Annotated in this window: 13 protein-coding genes and 2 tRNA genes; 10 read left to right on the plus strand and 5 right to left on the minus strand. The window is 40.7% G+C overall.

The window, feature by feature from the left end:
* The first annotated feature begins 267 nt into the window (after positions 1-267).
* The 4 genes from BVH02_RS19985 to BVH02_RS20000 all read left to right on the plus strand — a co-directional run bounded on the left by BVH02_RS19985 (position 268) and on the right by BVH02_RS20000 (position 3,324).
* Positions 268-1,311 carry a DUF4421 domain-containing protein gene (locus BVH02_RS19985; RefSeq protein WP_086503245.1) on the plus strand — a complete coding sequence of 348 codons (1,044 nt, stop codon included), beginning with the start codon at positions 268-270 and terminating at the stop codon, positions 1,309-1,311.
* Between the two features lie 60 nt (positions 1,312-1,371).
* A complete protein-coding gene (gene amaB / locus BVH02_RS19990) occupies positions 1,372-2,922 on the plus strand; it encodes an L-piperidine-6-carboxylate dehydrogenase (protein WP_086503246.1) in 1,551 nt (516 codons plus the stop codon).
* Between the two features lie 147 nt (positions 2,923-3,069).
* Positions 3,070-3,144, plus strand: a tRNA-Val gene (locus tag BVH02_RS19995).
* Positions 3,145-3,249: 105 nt separating this feature from the next.
* A tRNA-Val gene (locus tag BVH02_RS20000) sits at positions 3,250-3,324 on the plus strand.
* Between the two features lie 96 nt (positions 3,325-3,420).
* Here the strand turns inward: BVH02_RS20000 and BVH02_RS20005 are convergent.
* Complete coding sequence (locus BVH02_RS20005) at positions 3,421-5,247, minus strand: TonB-dependent receptor (RefSeq protein WP_086503247.1); 1,827 nt, start codon at positions 5,245-5,247, stop codon at positions 3,421-3,423.
* Between the two features lie 157 nt (positions 5,248-5,404).
* Here BVH02_RS20005 and BVH02_RS20010 point away from each other — a divergent pair, with 157 nt between their 5' ends.
* The gene (locus BVH02_RS20010) at positions 5,405-7,363 is read left to right on the plus strand and encodes a M1 family metallopeptidase (protein WP_086503248.1); all 1,959 of its coding nucleotides are present in this window, start codon (positions 5,405-5,407) and stop codon (positions 7,361-7,363) included.
* A gap of 164 nt (positions 7,364-7,527) precedes the next feature.
* Here the strand turns inward: BVH02_RS20010 and BVH02_RS20015 are convergent, their stop codons facing one another.
* From BVH02_RS20015 to BVH02_RS20030, 4 genes are all read right to left on the minus strand, one after another.
* Positions 7,528-9,003: a SusD/RagB family nutrient-binding outer membrane lipoprotein gene (locus tag BVH02_RS20015; protein ID WP_086503249.1), complete on the minus strand. Its 1,476-nt coding sequence runs from the start codon at positions 9,001-9,003 to the stop codon at positions 7,528-7,530.
* A 31-nt stretch (positions 9,004-9,034) separates the two neighbouring features.
* Positions 9,035-12,181, minus strand: coding sequence for a SusC/RagA family TonB-linked outer membrane protein (locus tag BVH02_RS20020; protein WP_086503250.1), 3,147 nt, complete (start codon positions 12,179-12,181; stop codon positions 9,035-9,037).
* A 473-nt stretch (positions 12,182-12,654) separates the two neighbouring features.
* The gene (locus BVH02_RS20025; protein ID WP_223271932.1) at positions 12,655-13,086 is read right to left on the minus strand and encodes a VOC family protein; all 432 of its coding nucleotides are present in this window, start codon (positions 13,084-13,086) and stop codon (positions 12,655-12,657) included.
* Between the two features lie 135 nt (positions 13,087-13,221).
* The gene (locus BVH02_RS20030; RefSeq protein WP_086503252.1) at positions 13,222-14,880 is read right to left on the minus strand and encodes a S41 family peptidase; all 1,659 of its coding nucleotides are present in this window, start codon (positions 14,878-14,880) and stop codon (positions 13,222-13,224) included.
* Positions 14,881-15,049: 169 nt separating this feature from the next.
* Here BVH02_RS20030 and BVH02_RS20035 point away from each other — a divergent pair, with 169 nt between their 5' ends.
* The 5 genes from BVH02_RS20035 to BVH02_RS20055 all read left to right on the plus strand — a co-directional run bounded on the left by BVH02_RS20035 (position 15,050) and on the right by BVH02_RS20055 (position 20,754).
* A complete protein-coding gene (locus BVH02_RS20035; protein ID WP_086503262.1) occupies positions 15,050-15,808 on the plus strand; it encodes a hemerythrin domain-containing protein in 759 nt (252 codons plus the stop codon).
* A complete protein-coding gene (gene ruvX / locus BVH02_RS20040; RefSeq protein ID WP_086503253.1) occupies positions 15,808-16,221 on the plus strand; it encodes a Holliday junction resolvase RuvX in 414 nt (137 codons plus the stop codon). Before BVH02_RS20035 ends, ruvX begins: the two co-directional genes overlap by 1 nt.
* Complete coding sequence (def, locus tag BVH02_RS20045; protein WP_086503254.1) at positions 16,218-16,772, plus strand: peptide deformylase; 555 nt, start codon at positions 16,218-16,220, stop codon at positions 16,770-16,772. The genes ruvX and def overlap by 4 nt, the downstream gene beginning before the upstream one ends.
* Positions 16,769-17,566 carry an amidohydrolase gene (locus tag BVH02_RS20050; protein ID WP_086503255.1) on the plus strand — a complete coding sequence of 266 codons (798 nt, stop codon included), beginning with the start codon at positions 16,769-16,771 and terminating at the stop codon, positions 17,564-17,566. The genes def and BVH02_RS20050 overlap by 4 nt, the downstream gene beginning before the upstream one ends.
* 956 nt (positions 17,567-18,522) lie before the next feature.
* Positions 18,523-20,754 carry an NADP-dependent isocitrate dehydrogenase gene (locus BVH02_RS20055; RefSeq protein ID WP_086503256.1) on the plus strand — a complete coding sequence of 744 codons (2,232 nt, stop codon included), beginning with the start codon at positions 18,523-18,525 and terminating at the stop codon, positions 20,752-20,754.
* Positions 20,755-20,923 lie beyond the last annotated feature (169 nt).

A 20,923-nucleotide genomic window follows, 5' to 3' on the forward strand; every position in this document is an offset into this window, starting at 1 on the left:
AGATTTTGGTTTTATGAAAATATCAAAGTATATGTGTTGTATTAAGGTTTAAAGTTGTTTTAAAATTTGTTTAATAGGTTCTAATTCATTACTTTAAACTGGTGATTAAACAACTTTTCGTAAATATTTGATTTTTTTACACTCGAGTTAGTAAAGTAATTTATTTTTCCAACTCAATTTGTTTCAGAAAGACCCGGATAACAATCCGGGTTTTTTTTTGAGGAATTTATAGTGAACTTTTAGACTTTAAAATCTATCAGATGATTTATGGTCTACGCCAAGAAGGTTTACTTAATTATTTTGGGAATCGTTTTTCTCTTTTCAAATGTAAATGCGCAGGATGGCGATTCAAATCTTGACACATCATATATAGAGCTTACAGATCATTTATTTGCTGCAAGGCTTTTTTTGACACACAAATTCACAGATTTAGCTGTGCGAGTTCCAAATGAAAACCGGACCTATTTATTCGAGCCGAACTCTGGTTTGAATCTCGGGCTCGGATTCAGCTACCAAACTTTTACGTTGAATATCGCAGTTCCTTTTGGTTTTATGAATCAAGATCGTCAGGACAATTGGCCTGCTTATCTTGATCTACAAGTCCATGCATATCCTCAAAAGTGGATTTTTGATTTGTATGGTCAGTTTTACAGAGGATACACCATTGATTCTAAATACCTCGAAAACTCCGGAGAAAAGTATTTGAGGGAGGATATTAAAATGAATTCTGTAGGGCTAAATGCGAATTATTTATTTTGGGGTGACAAGCTTTCCCTTGCAGCCGCTTTTAGCCAAACAAGGATACAGAAAAAATCTGCTATTTCGCCTTTTATAGGCTTTGAAGGGTACGTTGGAAACGCGAAAGCAGACTCTCTGTTTTTGCCAACAACCGAAAATGTGGCCAACTTTAATTTTGATAGTTCTCGATATCTTCAGTTTGGACCTAATGCAGGTTTGGCAGGGACGCTTGTTTTTTGGAATGGATTTTTCCTTACAGGTGTTGCCTCTGTTAATTATAGCGTAGGCTTCTCCGAATGGAGTAGAGACACTGTGTCCTTCAAAAAGTGGGGTGGAGTACCTACATATCTCCTTAGAGGCTTTTTTGGCTACAATGACCGTCGCTTCTCAGTGAATGTCAATTACGTATACAAAAACCTAAATCTGATGGTGAACCAGCCTTTCGACCAATCTGTCAATACAGGTAACTATCGCTTAAATTTCATCTATAAGTTTGAGGTGAGTAAGAGTTTTTCGCGAAAATTTTATAAAATAAATCCTATGAGAATTCTTTCTAAAAATATAGATTATTAACAAACAAGAGCACCATCTCTTAGCAACACTATTTATTAAAAGTTTAAAAACCTACGCATAATGTCAAATTCAGATCAATTCGGTATTCAAGAATCGTTAAAAAGACTAGGTATTCAGTCTGAAAACTCCGGAGTGTCCACAGGATCTCGATGGATAGATTCTAACGAATCCTTAATTTCTTCATTTTCTCCAGTCGATGGCAAAGAAATCGCGAAAGTACAATTAGCATCTAGTGAGACCTTAGAGCAGGTTATGATTCAAGCTCAACAAGCATTTTTGCATTGGCGAACCATACCAGCTCCTCAAAGGGGTGAAGTGGTTCGGGAAATTGGAAATGCACTAAGAGAAGCGAAGGAAGATCTAGGTAAATTAGTTTCTTTCGAGATGGGTAAATCTTATCAGGAGGGACTAGGTGAGGTTCAAGAGATGATTGATATCTGTGATTTTGCAGTGGGACTTTCTAGGCAATTGTACGGTTTAACCATGCATTCTGAGCGACCTGGTCATCGCATGTATGAGCAATGGCACGCTATAGGAGTTGTGGGAATTATTTCAGCCTTTAATTTTCCAGTTGCGGTTTGGGCATGGAATGCAGCTTTGGCTTGGGTTTGTGGAGATGTTTGCATTTGGAAGCCTTCGGAAAAAGCTCCATTATCTGGAATTGCTTGTCAAAAAATAGCAGCTAAAGTTTTTGAAAAACATGGCATGCCTGAAGGTATTTCTTCACTGGTAATAGGAGATTATAAAATAGGCGAATTGATGTCTAATGACTCCAGAATTCCTTTGATATCTGCTACTGGATCTACTCGGATGGGTAAATTGGTAAGCGAAGCAGTTGGACGAAGATTGGGGAGATCCTTATTGGAATTAGGTGGGAATAATGCCATCATCATTACAGAAAATGCTGATATGGATATGGCTATTCGTGGGGCGCTCTTTGGTGCTGTAGGTACAGCTGGCCAGCGATGCACAAGCACCCGTCGATTGATCATTCATCAAAATGTATATGAGGAAGTGAAAACAAGATTGGCTTCTGCTTACAGCAAGTTGGTGATTGGGAATCCGCTTGATGAAAAGAATCATGTAGGTCCAGTAATCGATCAAGATGCTGTGAAAATGTATGAAGAAGCAATTAAGAGGGTTATTGAAGAAGGAGGGAAGACAGTTGTCGAAGGCGGTATGCTTTCGGGCCAAGGTTATGAGTCAGGTTGCTACGTGAAGCCTGCGATCTATGAAGCGGAGAATAGCTTTGCGATCGTACAACATGAGACTTTTGCCCCGATTCTGTATTTGTTGAAATATAGTACGCTTGAAGAAGCTGTTGCGATGCAAAATGGCGTACCTCAAGGGCTTTCTTCAGCTATAATGACTACGAATATGAGGGAAGCTGAAGCATTTCTATCCGTGACAGGTTCTGACTGTGGAATTGCTAATGTGAATATCGGAACTTCAGGTGCAGAGATAGGTGGAGCTTTTGGGGGAGAAAAGGAAACTGGTGGAGGAAGAGAGTCCGGCTCTGATGCTTGGAAAGCTTATATGCGTCGTCAGACAAACACGATCAATTACTCATCCACTTTGCCGTTGGCGCAGGGGATTAAGTTTGATATTTAGAGTTTATAATTATTCTTTCTGAAAATATTTTGTAAATATTCTTTCTCATTTTCAATACATTAGACATGTTGTTTCAAAATGTATTTGCTTAAGAGGAAATAGAAATTACCTTTGCATTCCCTTAAGTACGGAAAGGGCTACAAAGATGGGAGTTTAGCTCAGTTGGTTCAGAGCATCTGCCTTACAAGCAGAGGGTCGGGGGTTCGAATCCCTCAACTCCCACATTTTAAATCATTTTCCGCACGAGGGAAATAAATACCTTTTCTTGGGAGTTTAGCTCATCCCGATAGCTATCGGGAGGTTCAGAGCTTCAATAGAAAATTTCTTGGGAGTTTAGCTCAGTTGGTTCAGAGCATCTGCCTTACAAGCAGAGGGTCGGGGGTTCGAATCCCTCAACTCCCACATTCAATCCCGAAATTTTCGGGATTTTTTTTTGATCAAAAAAATAGACTGCTTCCATTCTGAAGCAGTCTATTTTTAGTTTAAAGTTCCTTGTTTTTACTCCAAATTCAACATGAATCCAGCACGAAACCAACGGCCTGGCATTTGAACAGTACCCGATTCGATATAATCTGTGTTAGTAATATTGGATGCTTCGGCAAAGAATCCGATTTTTCCGGTTCGGTTATAATCCACTCGTATGTCAAGTAGGAAATAAGGGTCCTGATTCATGCGCTCCACATTTCTCATTTTAGTGTTCCACTCCAGCTTTTTGCCAATCCCAACTAGAACACCGCCTATTACCTGATTTTTAAGAGCCGTCAAAGAATAGCGAGTTTCTATTCCTGGTTGATTGATCAGGTCTGCATCTATGTAGTTATAAGAAAACATAAATTCCTTGATCTGCACTCTTCTACCAGTTGGACTTACTCGGTAATTGAAAGAAGCTTCAATACCGTTGAATATGACTTCACTGAAATTCTGCGGCTGCCAAGGTGTGTCTGCGTCAGATCTTGTCCACTCGATAAGATTGTCAGTACTTCTGTTGAAATATACTAGTTCAGCGAATAATCCGGATTTAGACCACTTTGCTCCGATTTCAAAGTTTTGTGCCTGTTCCGGCTCAAGTTGATCATTTCCAATATTGGTCGGGCCCTTATAGTACAGATCGTTGTAGGTAGGGATTCTATAGCTTATACCGTAGCCTGAGTAAAGCCTCAGGTCAGATGTAGCCTGAAAACCAATTTCTGCTCCTGGGAAATGCTTCCATCCATATTCAGAATAATAGTTAGAATATACTCCAGCCCGTAAATCTACTTTTGAACCGAAGTTGACCATCTGTTCTAAAAATATCCCTGTCAGCACTCGATCACGGCTACCAAGATTAGTGCTTTCGATGGCTTCTTTTCTTGTCTCTAGCCCAAAGCCAGTTTTGCCAAATTTGGATTCAAAATTTCCGTTGGCCTCCAAAGCAAAAACGTCTGTAGTATGATTGTTTTGGTAGAATTCTGGCTCATTTTTCTTGAGCACATATTCGTCAGCATTTCTGCGGAAATAACCTCGGGTATTTAGGTAAAAGTTCTCTAGTGTTAAAGAGTGACTTAGTGAAGCCAAGGTTGTTTGTACGCTTTCCCACTGATCTGGAAATGCACTGGAGTAAAATCCATTGGCACCAAAGCTACGGTCAGTATAGGCTATCATGCCCTTCAATTCATTTTTCTCATTGAGATCAACACCCCCTTCGTAGAAGATATTACTGACTTGGTAATCCGAATTGTACCAATGTCCATTCGAGTCATCGTAAGAGATCGCCAAGTTTTGATTGTAATTCCCCACTGGAAGTGAACCGGCAAAGTTTATTCCCTTCATTCCAAAGTCACCCGCATAGCCTTGCACTCTAGCGTATCTTTTATCACTCAACTCAGTAATCACATTGATCGCTCCTGCGTAGGCATTTTGCCCGAATACTCTTGATGCTGGACCTTTCAACACTTCCACTCTGTCAATATTGACCAAGGGAACTGGGATATTCATCATATGATGCCCAGTCTGAGGATCACTTAGCTTAATGCCATTGAGAAGCATAAGCGTCTGCTCAAAGGATCCACCACGTATACTTACATCTGATTGTACTCCGGTAACCCCTCTTTGACGAATATCAACTCCCGGTACAAATGATAGAATTTCAGCTAAACTTCTGGCAGGGGTAGTTTCTATCTGGAGTTTACTGATGAGAGAGATATTCCTGTTTTGCTTAGAGAATGGGAGTTGAATCCGGTTCTCCTGGATTAAAACTTCACCTAAATCTTGAGTAGTAGTGTCAGATTGCGCATATAGCCCTGAAGAAAAAGCCAATGCAGATACTAGTAGTACTAATTTTTTCATTTGATGATTGTAAATAGTAACCCAAAAGTGGGCTGAAAATATGCTTTTTGCAATAAGGATATATTTCTAAAAATTCGTTAAAGAGCATGCTTCTATGTAAAATCTACTGGAGCTTAAGCACGCAATTCTTACTTTTGCGGCTAAATCAAAATATAGTATGCGCAGGAAAATTATAGTTAAGCTGCTTTTTGCCGGAGCTATGCTCGCAGGAATCAGCAATTCTTTTGCTCAAGAAGTAAAGGAAAATAACCAAGAACAATTTGGTGAATTTATTAACCGTAAGGGTACTTTCACGAGATCTGCTTCAGGCAAACCAAATGTAGGGTACTGGCAGAACAAAGCTGATTATCAGATTGCAGTTACGCTAGATGATCAGGCTCACACCCTTTCAGGTAATATTACCCTTACCTACACCAATAATAGTCCTGAGTCTCTGGATTTCATCTGGATGCAAATGGAGCAAAATAGATTTAAGGAGGATTCTCGCGGTACATTAACTACGCCCGTTCAAGGTAATCGCTACAATGGCGATACTGATGGGGGTTTTGATGTAACTAATCTTAAGGCAAAAGTTGGTTCTAAAGGATCAGTATCTTCTAAGTATATTGATTCTGACACGAGAATGCAGGTATGGTTCAATGAACCAATCCCAGCGAAAGGTGGAGTAGCAACGGTTTCAATGGACTTCTCCTTCAAAGTTCCAGTAGAAGGAATGGATAGAATGGGAAGACTTGAAGTAGAAGATGGCTGGATCTACGCTTTTGCGCAGTGGTATCCAAAAGTTGCTGTATTCGACGATATAGAAGGATGGAATGTGGAGCCTTATTTAGGTGCAGGAGAATTCTATCTAGAGTACGGCAATTTCGATTATAAAGTGACTGTTCCTTATGATCACATCGTGGTTGGTTCTGGTGAGCTCTTGAATCCTAAAGAGGTATTGAGTAAGGAACTTCAGAATCGTTATGCTGCTGCACAAAAAAGTGATTCTACGATTATGTTAATCACTGCGGATGAGATTGGTAATACTGAATTAACGAGACCTAAGCAGGACGGAACTGTCACTTGGCACTTCGCGATCAAGAATAGCCGTGATATCGCATTTGGCTCTTCCAGAGCATTTATCTGGGATGCTGCGAAAATCAATTTGCCTAGTGGAAAGTCAGTTTTGGCTCAGTCTGCCTATCCAAAAGAATCAGATGGACAAGAAGCTTGGGCAAGATCAACGGAATATAGCAAAGCTTCTATCGAGCATTATTCATCTATGTGGTTCGAATTTCCTTACGCTACTGCGACTAACGTAGCAGCAGATATAGGAGGGATGGAATATCCAGGATTGAACTTCTGTAGCTATAATTCAAAAGGTGCAGGACTTTGGGGAGTAACTGACCATGAATTTGGTCACAACTGGTTTCCAATGATCGTGGGCACAAATGAGCGTCGCTACGCATGGATGGATGAAGGCTTCAATAGCTTTATCAATCACTACAGCACTTTAGCTTTCAATGACGGCGAATATCCATCTGCATTGAATGAAACGCGTAGATATTTAAACTTCTTTACCAGCGAAACTAGGGAAGGAATCGATACTTATCCGGATGTAGTGAATGTTAGTAACCTTGGTATGCTTGCCTACAGGAAGCCCGCAATGGGTCTTTTGATGTTGAGAGAGTATATCTTGGGTCATGAGCGTTTTGATAACGCATTTAAGTCTTATATTAAGGAGTGGGCTTACAAACATCCACAACCTACAGATTTCTTTAATCTCATGGAGAATGTAGCTGGAGAGAATCTGTCTTGGTTCTGGCAGGGGTGGTTCTACGGAACAGGAAATATAGACCTAGGAGTGGTTTCAGTAATTCCATATGCAGGAAACTATGTAGTCGTCTTAGAGAATAAAGGTGACATGCCGATGCCGGTACAAATGGAAATTACTTTCGAAGACGGTTCAACTGAGTTGAAAATGCTTCCTGTAGAAATCTGGCAAAGAGGAGATACTTGGAATTACTTGTTGAAAACCGACAAGAAAGTGAAGTCTGTTGTAGTGGATCCAAATAAGATCCTTCCAGATATCAATCTGGGTAATGACAGCTGGCCACAAGATATTTACGAGAAATAAAATTCAAAAGCCCGGATGGAAGTCCGGGTTTTTTTATGCCTAATAATGAAAAGGATGAGCGCTTAAGGCATGTTTAACAATTGACTTTGACTGATCAGTAGAAAAAAAAAGTGGACTTTCACTCGTGTCGAGGAAAGTCCACTTTTATAAAAACGGAGTGTTTGTTACTTAATCCACCAGGTCATTTGATGAATGTTGTCATTTCCAGCCCCGAATTGCTTGGTAATAGCAGAGGTTACATTGTCAGCATTGTAATTGTATTCTGACTGTGGGTAAATCCATCTATAAGGAATCTCTACGCCTATAGGTCTTCTGAAAGTAGGGAATCCAGTTCGGTGATGATCATAGAAAGAGGTCCACTGCATTTGAAAGAAGGACTGTAGATACTTTTGCATTACGATAAGCTCGATTTTTTCGGTATCACTCATGGCTTTTGAAAAGTCATTTATCGGCTCACTTAGGTACATCATCGCAGCCTCAGCATCTACATAACTGCTGTATTCTTCAGAATACATTTCGTAAAATTTGAAAGAAGCTTTTACCCCATCTTTGTAAAGCATCTCTGCATCTGCGCTGATCCAGCCTCGAACTGCTGCCTCAGCCAATATCAGTTGCTGCTCAGAGTATCCCAAAAGCTTATAAGGCTCGTTAACTGGATCTCTATGGTATCGGTCGTTTACTTTAGATACGTTGCCCTGAGTAGCTTTCTGATTGACTTCTGCATAAGGTGCTGCCGGGTCACCACCTTCGTAAGAAGAGAAATCATCGATTGCCTTTCCTGCTTCTTTGGCAGATTTGGTCTGTGTGCAGTAGATAAATAGTCTTGGGTCTTTTCTTACCTGAAGTCTCTGGATAAAGGTAGAGTCTATATACATCCCAGAACTGAACCCGCTACTATTGAAATCTGGGTAGCGATTGTTTTGCTGATCTAGGAATACTAATTGACCACTTTCAGCTTCACTTTCCATCAATGGACTATTGGTGAAAATAGTGTTGAATTTACTGAAGTCTATTTCTCCTGATTCTGATTTTGGAGATAAAGTCATTAGGACTTTCAGGCGGAAAGCATTGATCAGTTTTCTCCAAGAAAGCACGTTTCCGCTATAGATGATGTCTCCAGCTATGATTGTGTTTTGACTTGCAAGGATTGTTTCTGCCTCTTCCAATTCAGCCAAAATGCCTTTGAATACTACTTCCTGCTCATCGTATACAGGCGCATATTCTTCTTCTATTTCACCTTTTAGCGCAGCTGTATAAGGAACATCGCCAAAATTTAAAGTTAAATTATAGAAATAGTAACTTCTGAAGAATTTGCCCAAGGCGACGTAGGAAGGATCGTTGATTCGCTCAGCTTCTTGGATCATTTTGGTCACATTTCTCAAGACAGAATAGGGATCAAAACTACCTCTATCCCATTTGTAATACTGATTGGAGTTTTCTCCATCAGTCTGAACAAGCATTTTCTGCGCGTATAGCGCTGAAGTACCTCCGTAAGCTCTGAAAACTTCCCATTCCACATTGGTAAGCAGAAGTTGCGGGTGAGTTGCAGTTGGAAGATTTGGATTGATGTTCATTTCCTCTAAGTCGGTGCAGGAAATAAACACCATGGAAAGCAACAGGATAACTAATATGTTTCTCATTATATTCAATGTTTGTCTGACTGAAAATCAATTAAAATACGGCCTTCAAGGTCATGCCTACATAGCGTGAGGATGGATCCTGAAGGTTGTTGTCATTGCCAAAATCAGGATCTAGGTAAGGCAGTTTTTTCAGTACGAATAGGTTGTAACCGTAAAGAGTCAAATCAAGATTTTTGATTTTTTTGGACTGCATGATGTTCATCAGGTCATACGTCACGGATAGTCTTCTCAACTTCAGGTAGGAGCGGTCGTACACATTCGCAAAAGTCTTGTTCTCATCTTCGGTCACTTGTGCTCTATAAGGATAGGTTTGCGACCAAGTCTGCCAGGTCACTGCAGTTGTGTTTGGAGTATATTCTCTAGTGTCAGAGAGTACGTTTCCATCTACATCTCTTACCAGCTCACCACCGGTCACTACGACGCCTTCTGGTACGTATACAGGTTTGCCAGTTGCATATTCTTCATCTCTGTATTGAGTTGAGTTAGGATGCTTTCCGCCCCACCACATTTTCTCAATAGTCAATGATCTGATCAGTCCGCCCCAAGCGCCATCTACGTCCATTGCTATTCTGAACTTGTTGAAGTTGAACTGGTTTTGGATACCAAATCTCCATGATGGGTCCAAATGACCAATTTTTGTTAGGAAAGGATCTCTAGTAGGAAGACCAGTGTTGGCATCTAGAATCACTTGTCTATCAGCATTTTTCTGCCAAACAGTGGCATAGTAGCTATCTGCTCTATCACCCACTCTTAGGTTTCCAAAATTGTCTTCATCACCATAAATACCAGTGATTTTTCGTTCAAATTTCGTCCAGTTTGCGCCGATGTTCCAAGAGAATTTGTCCTTCTGAATCGCAGCATAATTCATCATCAATTCAAATCCATTGGTGGTGTATTCATTGCCGTTTACTTTTCTGGAAGAATATCCTGAAGCTTCAGAAATGCTTAGATCAATTATCTGATTTTCGTCCAGAATTCTATAGTAAGTACCTTCTAAGGTCAGTCGTTTCTTAGCAAATGAAGTAGATAAACCTGCTTCAAAAGTCGTGGACTTCTGAGGCATTATCTCCGAATTCACCAAGCTAGATGGGTAACTAACTGAAGGAGTCGATCCGTAAGTCACCTCTTTGTTGTAAGCAGAGTAGATACTGTATGGGCTCAAATCACTTGATACCTCAGACCATGAACCATATACTTTGATGAAGTCTATCGCTTTTGGCAAGTTCATAAACTCAGAAACAATCGCACTGATAGATGCTGAAGGGTAGAAATAGGAATTGTTTGCTTTAGGCAAAGTCGAAGACCAGTCATTTCTTGCAGTTACATTAAGGAAAATGGATTGCCAAAGATCAACGCCCATGGAACCATATACACTTCGAATTTCTTTTTCCTCCAGGTAATTGGAAGCTTGTACCGGTCCTTGAGTATTGTTTAAGCTATAGACATAAGGCACGATCAATCCATCTGAGGAAGAATAGGCTTGCTTGTAGCTTCTGTAAAAACTGGAAGCACCTGCATTGACCGTCAATCCGATTTTTTCATTGAAGTCTTTGTTGTAGGCCGCCAAGAAGTCAGTATCGAGATTTAGCTGATCGTCATTCCAAAACTTGTAATCCCCATTTCTAGAGTCTCCGTAGTTCATGTATGACTTAGGACTTTGCATGTCTTCAAATAATGTCCTTTGTCTAGCAGAGATTCTGCCCTGTACGTACAGGTTAGGCATGATTTGATATTTCAGTTTCAGCTTACCGTCCATTACATTCCTGTTATGCACCTGGTTAAGCTCATTTGCTGCGAAATAGACATTGTTGTACCATGCATAGTTATAGTTTGCTTGTCTATAACCTTCGAGTCCCGGTACATACATATGGTCTCTCAAATCCTGTCCATTTACATCATCGCCCATCCAGATAAGGATCGTGTACATGTGATTTTTTGGACCGTATCCATAGCGTGGATAGTTAGGAGAGTATACTTTATTGTAACCTAAGGTTGCATCCAACTGAAGTTTTTCGCTGAGTTTAAAAGAGGAGTTGAAGTTGAATCCACCGGTATTTACAGAGGTGTTAGGTACTTGACCTTGCTGGTAGGCGTAGTTAGCCGAGAACATCAACTGAGCTTTTTCACCCTGATATGCGATAGAAATATCGTTTTTAGTGACTACTCCAGTCCTCATGAAATCATTCAAATTATCATGACGTTTCCATTCGGTCGGCACTCGCTCATAGGTAGACTTGTCGTCATAGACTGTTCCTGTGACACTTCCGTACCATTCTACTACCTCTCCCGTGTTTTTATTTCTGATTGGGCTATTCCACTGAGGAACTAGCACGCCTGGTTCAAACTTTGGTCCCCAGATCATATCTCCATCCGAAATACCGCCATCGGCACCATCCCAGAATTCATATTTTCCATTCGAGCCATTACCATATGCTGTCTGCGTTTCAGGAAAGACTGTAAATCCTGCCGTCACCATATTATTGGTCGTGGCAGTCACGGTTAAGCCCTCATTTTTGGCATTTTTTCTCGTGATCAAAATCGCACCGTTTTTCCCTCTTGCACCATAAAGCGCAGATGCAGAACCTCCTTTGAGGACGTTGATGCTCTCAATATTTTCTGGAGAAATGTCAAAAAAGTCAGTTTCCACAGGAACCCCATCCAAGACAATAAGGGGAGTTTTGCCTCGCAAGCTAAAAGAGGGTGACTGAAACATTCCAGTTGGATTGTTGACTGTCAATCCGGCAATTTGACCGGAAAGTGCATTTCCAAGATTCAAGGTCGATGCTTCTGCTATTACATCCATTGGCACTTCTTGGGTTGCATAGCCCAATTTCTTTTTTTGCTGCTTGATCCCGATCGCGGTCACGACCACTTCGTCCAAAGCCTTGCTATCATCTGCCAATGTAATGTTGATAATACTTCTTCCGCTGATAGCCTCTTCTTGAGCTTCAAATCCTATGAAACTGTACACCAGTATGGAGCTTTCTTCTGCCATGATGTTATAGTTGCCTTCAAAATCGGCAATGGTTCCTTTATTGGTTCCTTTCACCAATACTGTCACGCCTGGGAGTCCTTCTCCCGTCGGGTCTGATACTTTTCCTGTGACTTGTACCTGCGCCCACAATACTGTAGGGAGGAGTAGCATCAGCCAAGCAAAAACTGTAAAAGTCTTCTTCATTTTTTGGTTTTAAAATTTGAGAATAATTTTAATTATTTGATAGTCAGTACATATGGCTGCGTGTTCAGGCTATGTTGACATCAAGGCACAAAAGTATCCAAGTCGAGAAAGGATGGCCGAGAAACGAGGTTTTCAATTTGTTATATTAAAAACCTGAAAAATAAAAATGCGGTAATATCAATTACAATCTCTAGCAGAGGTTGTGTTGCTGCTTAAATGAATCGGTGAGATAGCTGTGTTTTTTAAATTAATTTTAAGAGTTTTTTTGGCTTAGCCAACACTATTCTAGCAAAAAGTATGTGAAGTTTAAGTGTGAAATCCACTGCAGAATATTACGGTTTATTAATCAGCAAAATTTAGATTTTCAGCTTTTTCAAAAAGGATTCAAATTTGGCCCTTTTTGAAAGTCAGGTCTTCGAAAAAAAAAGCCTGGATTTGAGTCCAGGCTTTAAAATGTTTTTTTTTGTAAAAAATCAATAATCATCATTGATTTCTAGCCACATCCCATCTGGATCTTGGATATATATTTGACGGATTCCATCTACTCTGACCGTTATTTTTCCTTTTTCTCCTACCCAGCTTTCATAAGGGTAATCTGTGTTTTCGAGGGTTTTGATAAATGAATCCATGTCTTTCATGCTGAAGCAAAGGTGATTCACTTTTGAGATTTGTGTAGGAACATTTGCAGCTTCGATGATATGAAGTGCAGCTCCTCCTCCGATGTCATACCATGCATGAAGGTTGTCTTTAAATGGTTCTTCGATCTCCTCTAGTCCCACTATTTTCTGATAGAATTCCTTGCTGGAATTCAGGTTACTCACGTGGACAGCAATATGATTTACTTTGATTTGGGCAAAAGTGCTCATGGTAATTCCTACTAGTAATATGGTTAATAAGGTTTTCATGGGTTTAAGGTTTGTTTATTGGGCTTAATGTTAGCTCATTTGAGGGTAGATTGAAAGTAAATATGTATAAAAAAAAAGAAAGCATCCGTCGTGGCGGATGCTTTCAGATATTACTTCTGATAAGTAAAACTAATTTTATTCTTCTTCTTCGGCAGCTTTTCGCAGGTCAGTAGCAGAAGCTATTTTTTCAGCTTCACCAAATAGTTTTATGGCTTGCTGATAAACTTCATTGATGTCATTGACCACTTTATAGAAAGCACTATCGTCATAGATTTGTCTTGCCAGGTGAGCCTTCACCAATATTTTGAGGTACTCTTTAGCTTTGTTAAAGTCCTTTGCATTAAACTCTACCTTATTTTTTTTGCCAAATTCTACTAGTTCGTCTAGCATCGCATCACTTATTGTATAATCAGCATAGTATTGATCTATGGTCATATTATTGAATTTGGACTTGTTTTCAGACACAAATTCAAGTAAGTATTCCCTTGGTGTGTCAGAGTTGAAAAGTCTGTTCACATAAGCTGAAGACATCGTAGTATCCCATGGCACAAAGTAGTCTGGCATAATTCCTCCACCACCATAAACTGTGCGGCCTTTAACAGTTTCGTATTTTAAGCTGTCATTGAACGTAATACTATCCGCAGAGAAAAACTCTCCATGCTTAAAGCGATTCATATAGTCGTTTTCATAAGCTTCAAATTCTGCTCCATAAGGTTTCTGTATAGATCTGCCGGAAGGAGTGTAGTATCTCGCTATTGTCAATCTTAACTCAGCACCATCAGACAAGTCTATTGGCATTTGAACGAGGCCTTTTCCGAAGGATCTTCTTCCTACGATCAGACCGCGATCATTGTCCTGAATAGCCCCTGCTAAAATTTCAGATGCTGATGCAGATCCTTCATTTACAAGGATGATTACAGGTCCAGTTTCAAACATACCAGGCCTGAAAGCAGTGACTACTTGATTGTATTGTTCTACTTTTCCTTCTTGAGATACTATGATTGCCTTTTGACCCAAAAGCTCATCAGCCATGTAGATGGCTGCGCCCATATATCCACCAGGATTTCCTTGAAGGTCAATGACCAATTTCTTCATGCCTTTGCTTTGAAGATCAGCGATTGACTCTTTAAATTCTTCATAAGTAGTCGCAGCAAATCTGGTCACTTTAATGTAACCGATTTCGTTGTCCACCATATAAGACGCGTTGATGCTGTATTGCGGGATCTTATCACGAGTGATCTTAAATTCAATCAGGTCCTTTTGGTTTTTTCGCTTCATATCCACTACGACTACAGATCCTTTTGGACCTCGCAGTTTTTCGAATACGTCTCGATTGGTTACGCCCACGCCAGCCATGGTTTCACCATCTACACGGATGATTTGATCTCCGGATTGGATCCCAAGTGCTTCTGAAGGGCCACCAGTAAGTGGTGCCACGACATAAATAGTGTCTCGAATGATACCGAATTCCACTCCAATGCCATCAAATTCTCCATCAAGTTGAGATTGTACTATGGATGCATCCCTAGCAGGAATATAACTCGTGTGTGGATCAAGATGCTCAAGCATTTTTGTAATGCCATATTCTATTAATTCTCCAGAATTCACACTGTCCACATAGTCTCTATCGACATAGGTCATGATCTCCTGCAGCCTGTAAAGTGCAGCTCTAAGGTCATTTTGATTTCCCTTGGGTTCTGCAAAAGTTGCCCCAATCCAGATACCTGCGGAAATAGCCAATGCCAAAATAATAGGCAGACGAATTTGGGATTTTGTATTTTTTGTCTCGCTCACGACTTTCTCTTTCAGTTGGTTATATGTTCTTAATGTTGTTCTAACTTACCCAAAAATGCCCTCTTTTAGACTAGTCTTTTGATAAAGCTAACAAATGTTTATACGAGGGGAAGGTATAATGGCTCAATTTATTCCCCTTTTTTCTGTTAAAAAAAATTATTTTTGCAACATGCGAACTGCGGATGATTTTGAAAAGGCTCTAGTGGGGGACTTAGTTTCTGAAAACTATGTCTTTGCATCGGTGCTTCATTATTTCGGAATCAGCTTTTATCAATACCCCACACAATCACTTGTGGAGGTTTGTAAAAAGCATAAAGTGAATGCTAGCCAGCTTATTACCGAATTGGAATCATGGGCGCATAGGAAGGAGCCATCCAATGAGGAGTTGTACCTGAACCCCATTGAAGTTTTGGTGGCGTATTTGAAAAAGAAACATTACTATTTTGTGCGGCAGGAATTGCCTTTTCTCTCCAATATCATCTCAGGGATAGATCCAGAGCCTAAGTTCGCGTCCCTGATGGCAGATCTTCGGATTATGTTCCCATTATTTGTGGAGGATTTTATCCATCATATTCACGAGGAAGAAAGCAGACTATTTAAGAGAATCGAATTGCTTCAGGATATTGAGGAAAATAGATTTTCTCTTATTGATGCAATTACTATTTTAGAAAGAGACCCCATCCATAAGTTGGCAGATCAACATGAGATACACGACGATGAAATGGAAGGAATCAGAAATTTGACGGCTGATTACTCGTTAGATGCAGAAGCGCCGCTCACCATGAAAGTTCTTTATCACGAACTGCAAAACTTCGAACAAGAGCTCCGAATCCATGCAAAAATCGAAGATGAACTTCTTTTTCCCAAAGCTGTTGAGCTGGAGAGAGAGGCTTTGCGCCAATTTCATAAGATATCTAGAAAGAACTGATGCCAAGAATACTAGCGATTGATTTGGGAACCAAAAGAACTGGCCTGGCCGTTACCGATACTTTGAAAATGTTGGCTAATCCATTGGAGACCATAGAAACTTCCACCTTGCTCGATTACCTGAAGAAGTATTGTGACAAAGAGGAAGTAGATACGTTAGTCCTTGGATATCCGACTCGTTTGAATGGTCAGGATAATGAGATGACGCCCAAAGTGATTACCATGAAGGACAGACTTTCAAAAGCTTTTCCAGATAAAAAAATAGAACTCGTCGATGAACGGTTCACCTCGAAGATGGCCATGCAGAGTATGATCACCATGGGAAGTAAAAAGAAAGACAGAAAAGAAAAGGCCGGTAATCTGGATAAGGTAAGCGCGGCGATTATATTACAATCCTATTTAGAGAAACAATGATTTACCCAATAGTTGCTTACGGTAGCCCTATTTTGAAGAAAGTAGCCGAGGAAATTACCGAAGGAACCGAGCTCGATGAGCTTATTAAGAGCATGTATGCCACGATGGACAATGCCAAGGGCGTAGGTCTAGCGGCTCCTCAAATCAACCAAGGAATAAGCCTTTTTGTGATCGACAGCACCTTGATGCTGGATGAAGATGACACGGAAGTTGGTATTCGAAGAGCGTTTATTAATCCGATTATTTTGGAGGAATATGGAGATGATTACAGCTTTGAGGAAGGATGCTTGAGTATTCCTGATATTCATGCAGATATCACGCGTCCAGATACCTTGACTATCGAGTATTACGATGAAAACTGGAATCTGAAAGAGGAAGAGTTCTCTGGAATGACCGCTCGTGTGATTCAGCATGAATTCGATCACTTAGAAGGGATTCTATTTATAGATTACTTAAAAGGCCTGAAAAAACGTCTTGTAAAATCCAAGCTGATCGATGTCAGCAAGGGTAAAGTTTCTACTGATTACCGAATGATCTACCCGCTGAAATGATTAAATCTCCCCAACTCACCATCGCACTCGTACAGACGCAACTTTATTGGAAAGATAAAGTGGCAAATTTGGCGATGTTGGAGGAGAAGCTGTGGGAGATAGAAAAAGGTGTGGATTTGATCATTTTGCCAGAGATGTTTCCGACAGGATTTAGCATGGATGCAGCTGAACTTGCGGAGCCGATGAATCTGACTATCTGTAAATGGATGAAGCAGATGGCAGCACAAAAACAGGCTACGATCACCGGGAGTGCGATCATCAAAGTGGATGGAAAATATTACAATCGCTTGCTTTGGGTGAGCCCAGATGGATCTATCCAACATTATGACAAGAGACATCTTTTCCGAATGGCGGATGAGGATCAATCATTTTCCGCAGGAGATAGATTGCCGATTTTTGAGCTCAATGGTTGGAAGATTTGCCCACAAGTGTGTTATGATCTCCGCTTTCCTATCTGGTCTAGAAATAGATTGGTGGATGGACAACTGGCTTACGATCTGATTTTTTATGTGGCTTCATGGCCTGCTGCGAGAGTTTCGGCTTGGGATGCACTTTTGCCAGCTCGTGCAATTGAGAATTTGGCGTATTCCATAGGAGTGAATCGGATAGAAGAGGACGGGAATGGTGTAAAGTATAATGGACATTCGGCCGCATACGATTTTAAAGGAACTCAGCTCGAGTTTTTGGGTGAAAGCGATAAGATCTCTTCATTGACTTTGGATGCGGAAGCGCTTGATTCTTATCGCGAGAAATTCCCAGCTTGGATGGATTCAGATGACTTTATTGTCAAATAAGACGGTTCTACTTTGACTTTAGTGTAGAAGCAAAAAGAGTATTATATTAAAACTCTATAAGTATAGACAGGTATATTCCTATTTTACTTAATCGAAGTTTCAACTTTCCGAGCGCATATAGCCAATTTCTACAAGTTTATCTTTGTCACTTTTTGGCGGCCAAAAAGTAACCCCGCACACAGGCGGGCAGGCAAAAAAAACCGAGCCGCGGTCTTTTCTTTCATGTGTTTGTAATTTGTTTTTCAATTGCCATATGGAATCTCGCATGTTTAGTAATCATCACAGCGTGTGACGTTCTGGTCATGCTCGATTTCCGCAGGCAGCTTTTGTTTTAAGTTGAAATGATGTGACAGCGGAATTTTGTGCTGCCTTGCGCACCTAAAAGTGACTCCCTCCCACAGCCTGGCCTAAGTCAAAAAATGCCTATGGGTATTTTCTTTACGACTTGTCCTCTCGTACCTCGGGAGCTAAGTCATTTTCTTGACGGTTTGCAAACCAGCCCAAAACCGAAAATCCCGAACGGCTCAGCCATCCGGATACTAACCTCCGGTAACGGTTATCCTAAAACAAACAAGTGTCAACACCATTAAATTCGTGATATAACCAATAATATCTAGGTTCTTTTTCTCAACCGGAAAAAAGAAAACATCTTAAATATTGCATACACTTACTTAGATGCCACTTCGGTCTTCGGTCTCCCGTCTTCGGTCTGCAAAATCGGGAATAGTAATCAATTTGTAAATGCGGGTATTTCCAGGTAAAACAATCCTTTTTTCAGAGACTCAGCACTTTACGCGAGTGGAATTTGAAACAAGGATATTTTCCGTATTTTAGCCCCGATATTTTAAGACCCTGAACCTCTTTTTCCAATTCATTTAGTAAAGGAAATGGATATGACCTAAGAACGGTCAACTGAAGATTCGGGGTATAACTAGCCTTTTTGAAAACTTATAACCATGAGTAACCAAACTCCAAAAATCCTTTATACGCTGACCGATGAAGCACCAGCTTTGGCAACGTATTCCCTTTTGCCAATTGTAGAAGCATTCACTAAATCCGCCGGAGTGTCCGTGGAAACGCGTGATATCTCGCTTTCTGGTAGAATTATTTCAAACTTCTCTGAGTATTTAACTCCCGAGCAGCAGTTGCCAGATACTTTGGCAGAGCTTGGGAATATCGCTAAAACTCCAGAAGCCAACATTGTTAAACTTCCAAATATCTCTGCATCTGTTCCGCAACTTAAAGCTGCGATCAAGGAGCTTCAATCGCAGGGATATGCGCTTCCTGATTATCCAGAGGAGCCAAAAACTGACGAAGAAAAAACTGTAAAAGGTAAATACGATAAAATCAAAGGTTCTGCGGTGAACCCTGTACTTCGTGAAGGTAACTCTGACCGTAGAGCGCCACTTGCGGTGAAAGAGTATGCCAGAAAGCATCCACACTCTATGGGCAAATGGTCTGCTGAGTCTAAAACTCACGTGGACAGCATGACTGAAGGTGATTTTTACGGAAGCGAAAAGTCACATACGATGGCTCATGAGACGGTAGTCTCTATAGAGCTACATGGAGCTGATGGACAGAAAGAGATTCTAAAGTCTGGCTTGAAGATTCTTGCGGGTGAAGTAATCGATGCTTCTACGTTGAGCATTTCTGCTTTGACTGCATTTTTGAGAAAAGCGAAAGCTGAAGCCAAAATGCAAGGCGTGCTATTTTCTATTCACATGAAAGCGACCATGATGAAGGTGTCTGATCCTATCATTTTTGGCCATGCTGTGAAAGTGTTTTTCGAGCCAGTATTTGCGAAGCATATTGCTACGTTCAATGAAGTAGGAATTGATGTAAACAACGGATTTGGAGATCTAATCGCCAACTTAGATAAGCTGTCCATTCCACAGAGAACTGAAGTAGAAGCGGATATAGCTGCTTGTCTTGCCGATAGCCCAGACTTGGCTATGGTGAATTCAGATAAGGGAATCACCAATCTACACGTGCCAAGTGATGTGATCATCGATGCATCTATGCCAGCGATGATCAGAACTTCCGGTCAGATGTGGAACAAGGCCGGCAAACTGCAGGATACTAAAGCGATTATTCCAGATAGATCTTATGCTGGCGTTTATGAAGCTACAATCAACTTCTGTAAGGCACATGGCGCATTCAATCCTTCAACCATGGGATCTGTTCCGAATGTAGGCTTGATGGCGCAAAAAGCTGAGGAGTATGGCTCTCACGATAAAACATTCGAAGTTCCTTATGCTGGAGCTGTGAAAGTACTAGATATAAATGGAGTGGAGATCTTCTCACACGCTGTAGAAGCTGGAGATATCTGGAGAATGTGCCAGACAAAAGATGCACCGATTCAGGATTGGGTGAAGCTAGCGGTGACAAGAGCTAGACTTTCTGGAACACCTGCTATTTTCTGGTTAGATCCACAGCGTGCTCATGATAGAGAATTGATCAAAAAAGTAAATACCTATTTGCTTGATCACGATCAGACTGGATTGGAAATTTCTATCCTTTCTCCAATTGAAGCTACTAATCTTTCTTTGGCACGAATAAAAGAAGGTATGGATACCATCTCTGTCACAGGAAATGTGCTTAGAGATTACCTTACAGATTTATTTCCGATTTTAGAATTGGGTACTTCTGCTAAAATGCTTTCTATTGTTCCATTGATGAATGGTGGAGGATTGTTTGAGACCGGAGCTGGTGGATCTGCACCTAAGCACGTTGAGCAGTTTGTAGAAGAAGGTCACTTACGTTGGGATTCCTTAGGCGAGTTTCTTGCCTTGGCAGTTTCCTTGGAGCATTTGGGACAAACTTTCCATAATGACAAAGCATTACTACTTGCAGAAACGCTTGATCAGGCCACTGGCAAATGGCTAGAGAACGATAAGTCTCCAGCACGAGTTGTCGGAAAGTTGGACAACAGAGGAAGCCATTTCTACATCGCATTATATTGGGCAGAAGCTCTTGCTGCGCAAAATAAGGATGCAGAATTGAAGGCTAAATTCTCAACACTGGCAACTGCTTTAGAAGCTAACGAACAAGTAATTGTCCATGAATTGAATACTTCACAAGGAGTAGCGCTAAATATAGGAGGTTATTTCAGACCAGATGGAGCTTTGGCTTCTCAGGCGATGCGACCAAGTGGTACGTTAAATGATGTGTTGATGACCTTGGTGTAATACTGTTTTAAAACTATAGAAGCCATCCTGAGTAAATGGGATGGCTTTTTTTTGATCAGTTACGCGAGGTACATATCAACATTTGAAATTTTGAGAAATAGAATTACTCCCGATGGCGGATTACACCGAGTGTCCATCATCCGGGCAATTCATAAGTAAATTTCAAAAA

Origin of the sequence: Algoriphagus ratkowskyi, from assembly GCF_002150505.1 — a bacterium.
Taxonomy (GTDB): domain Bacteria; phylum Bacteroidota; class Bacteroidia; order Cytophagales; family Cyclobacteriaceae; genus Algoriphagus; species Algoriphagus ratkowskyi.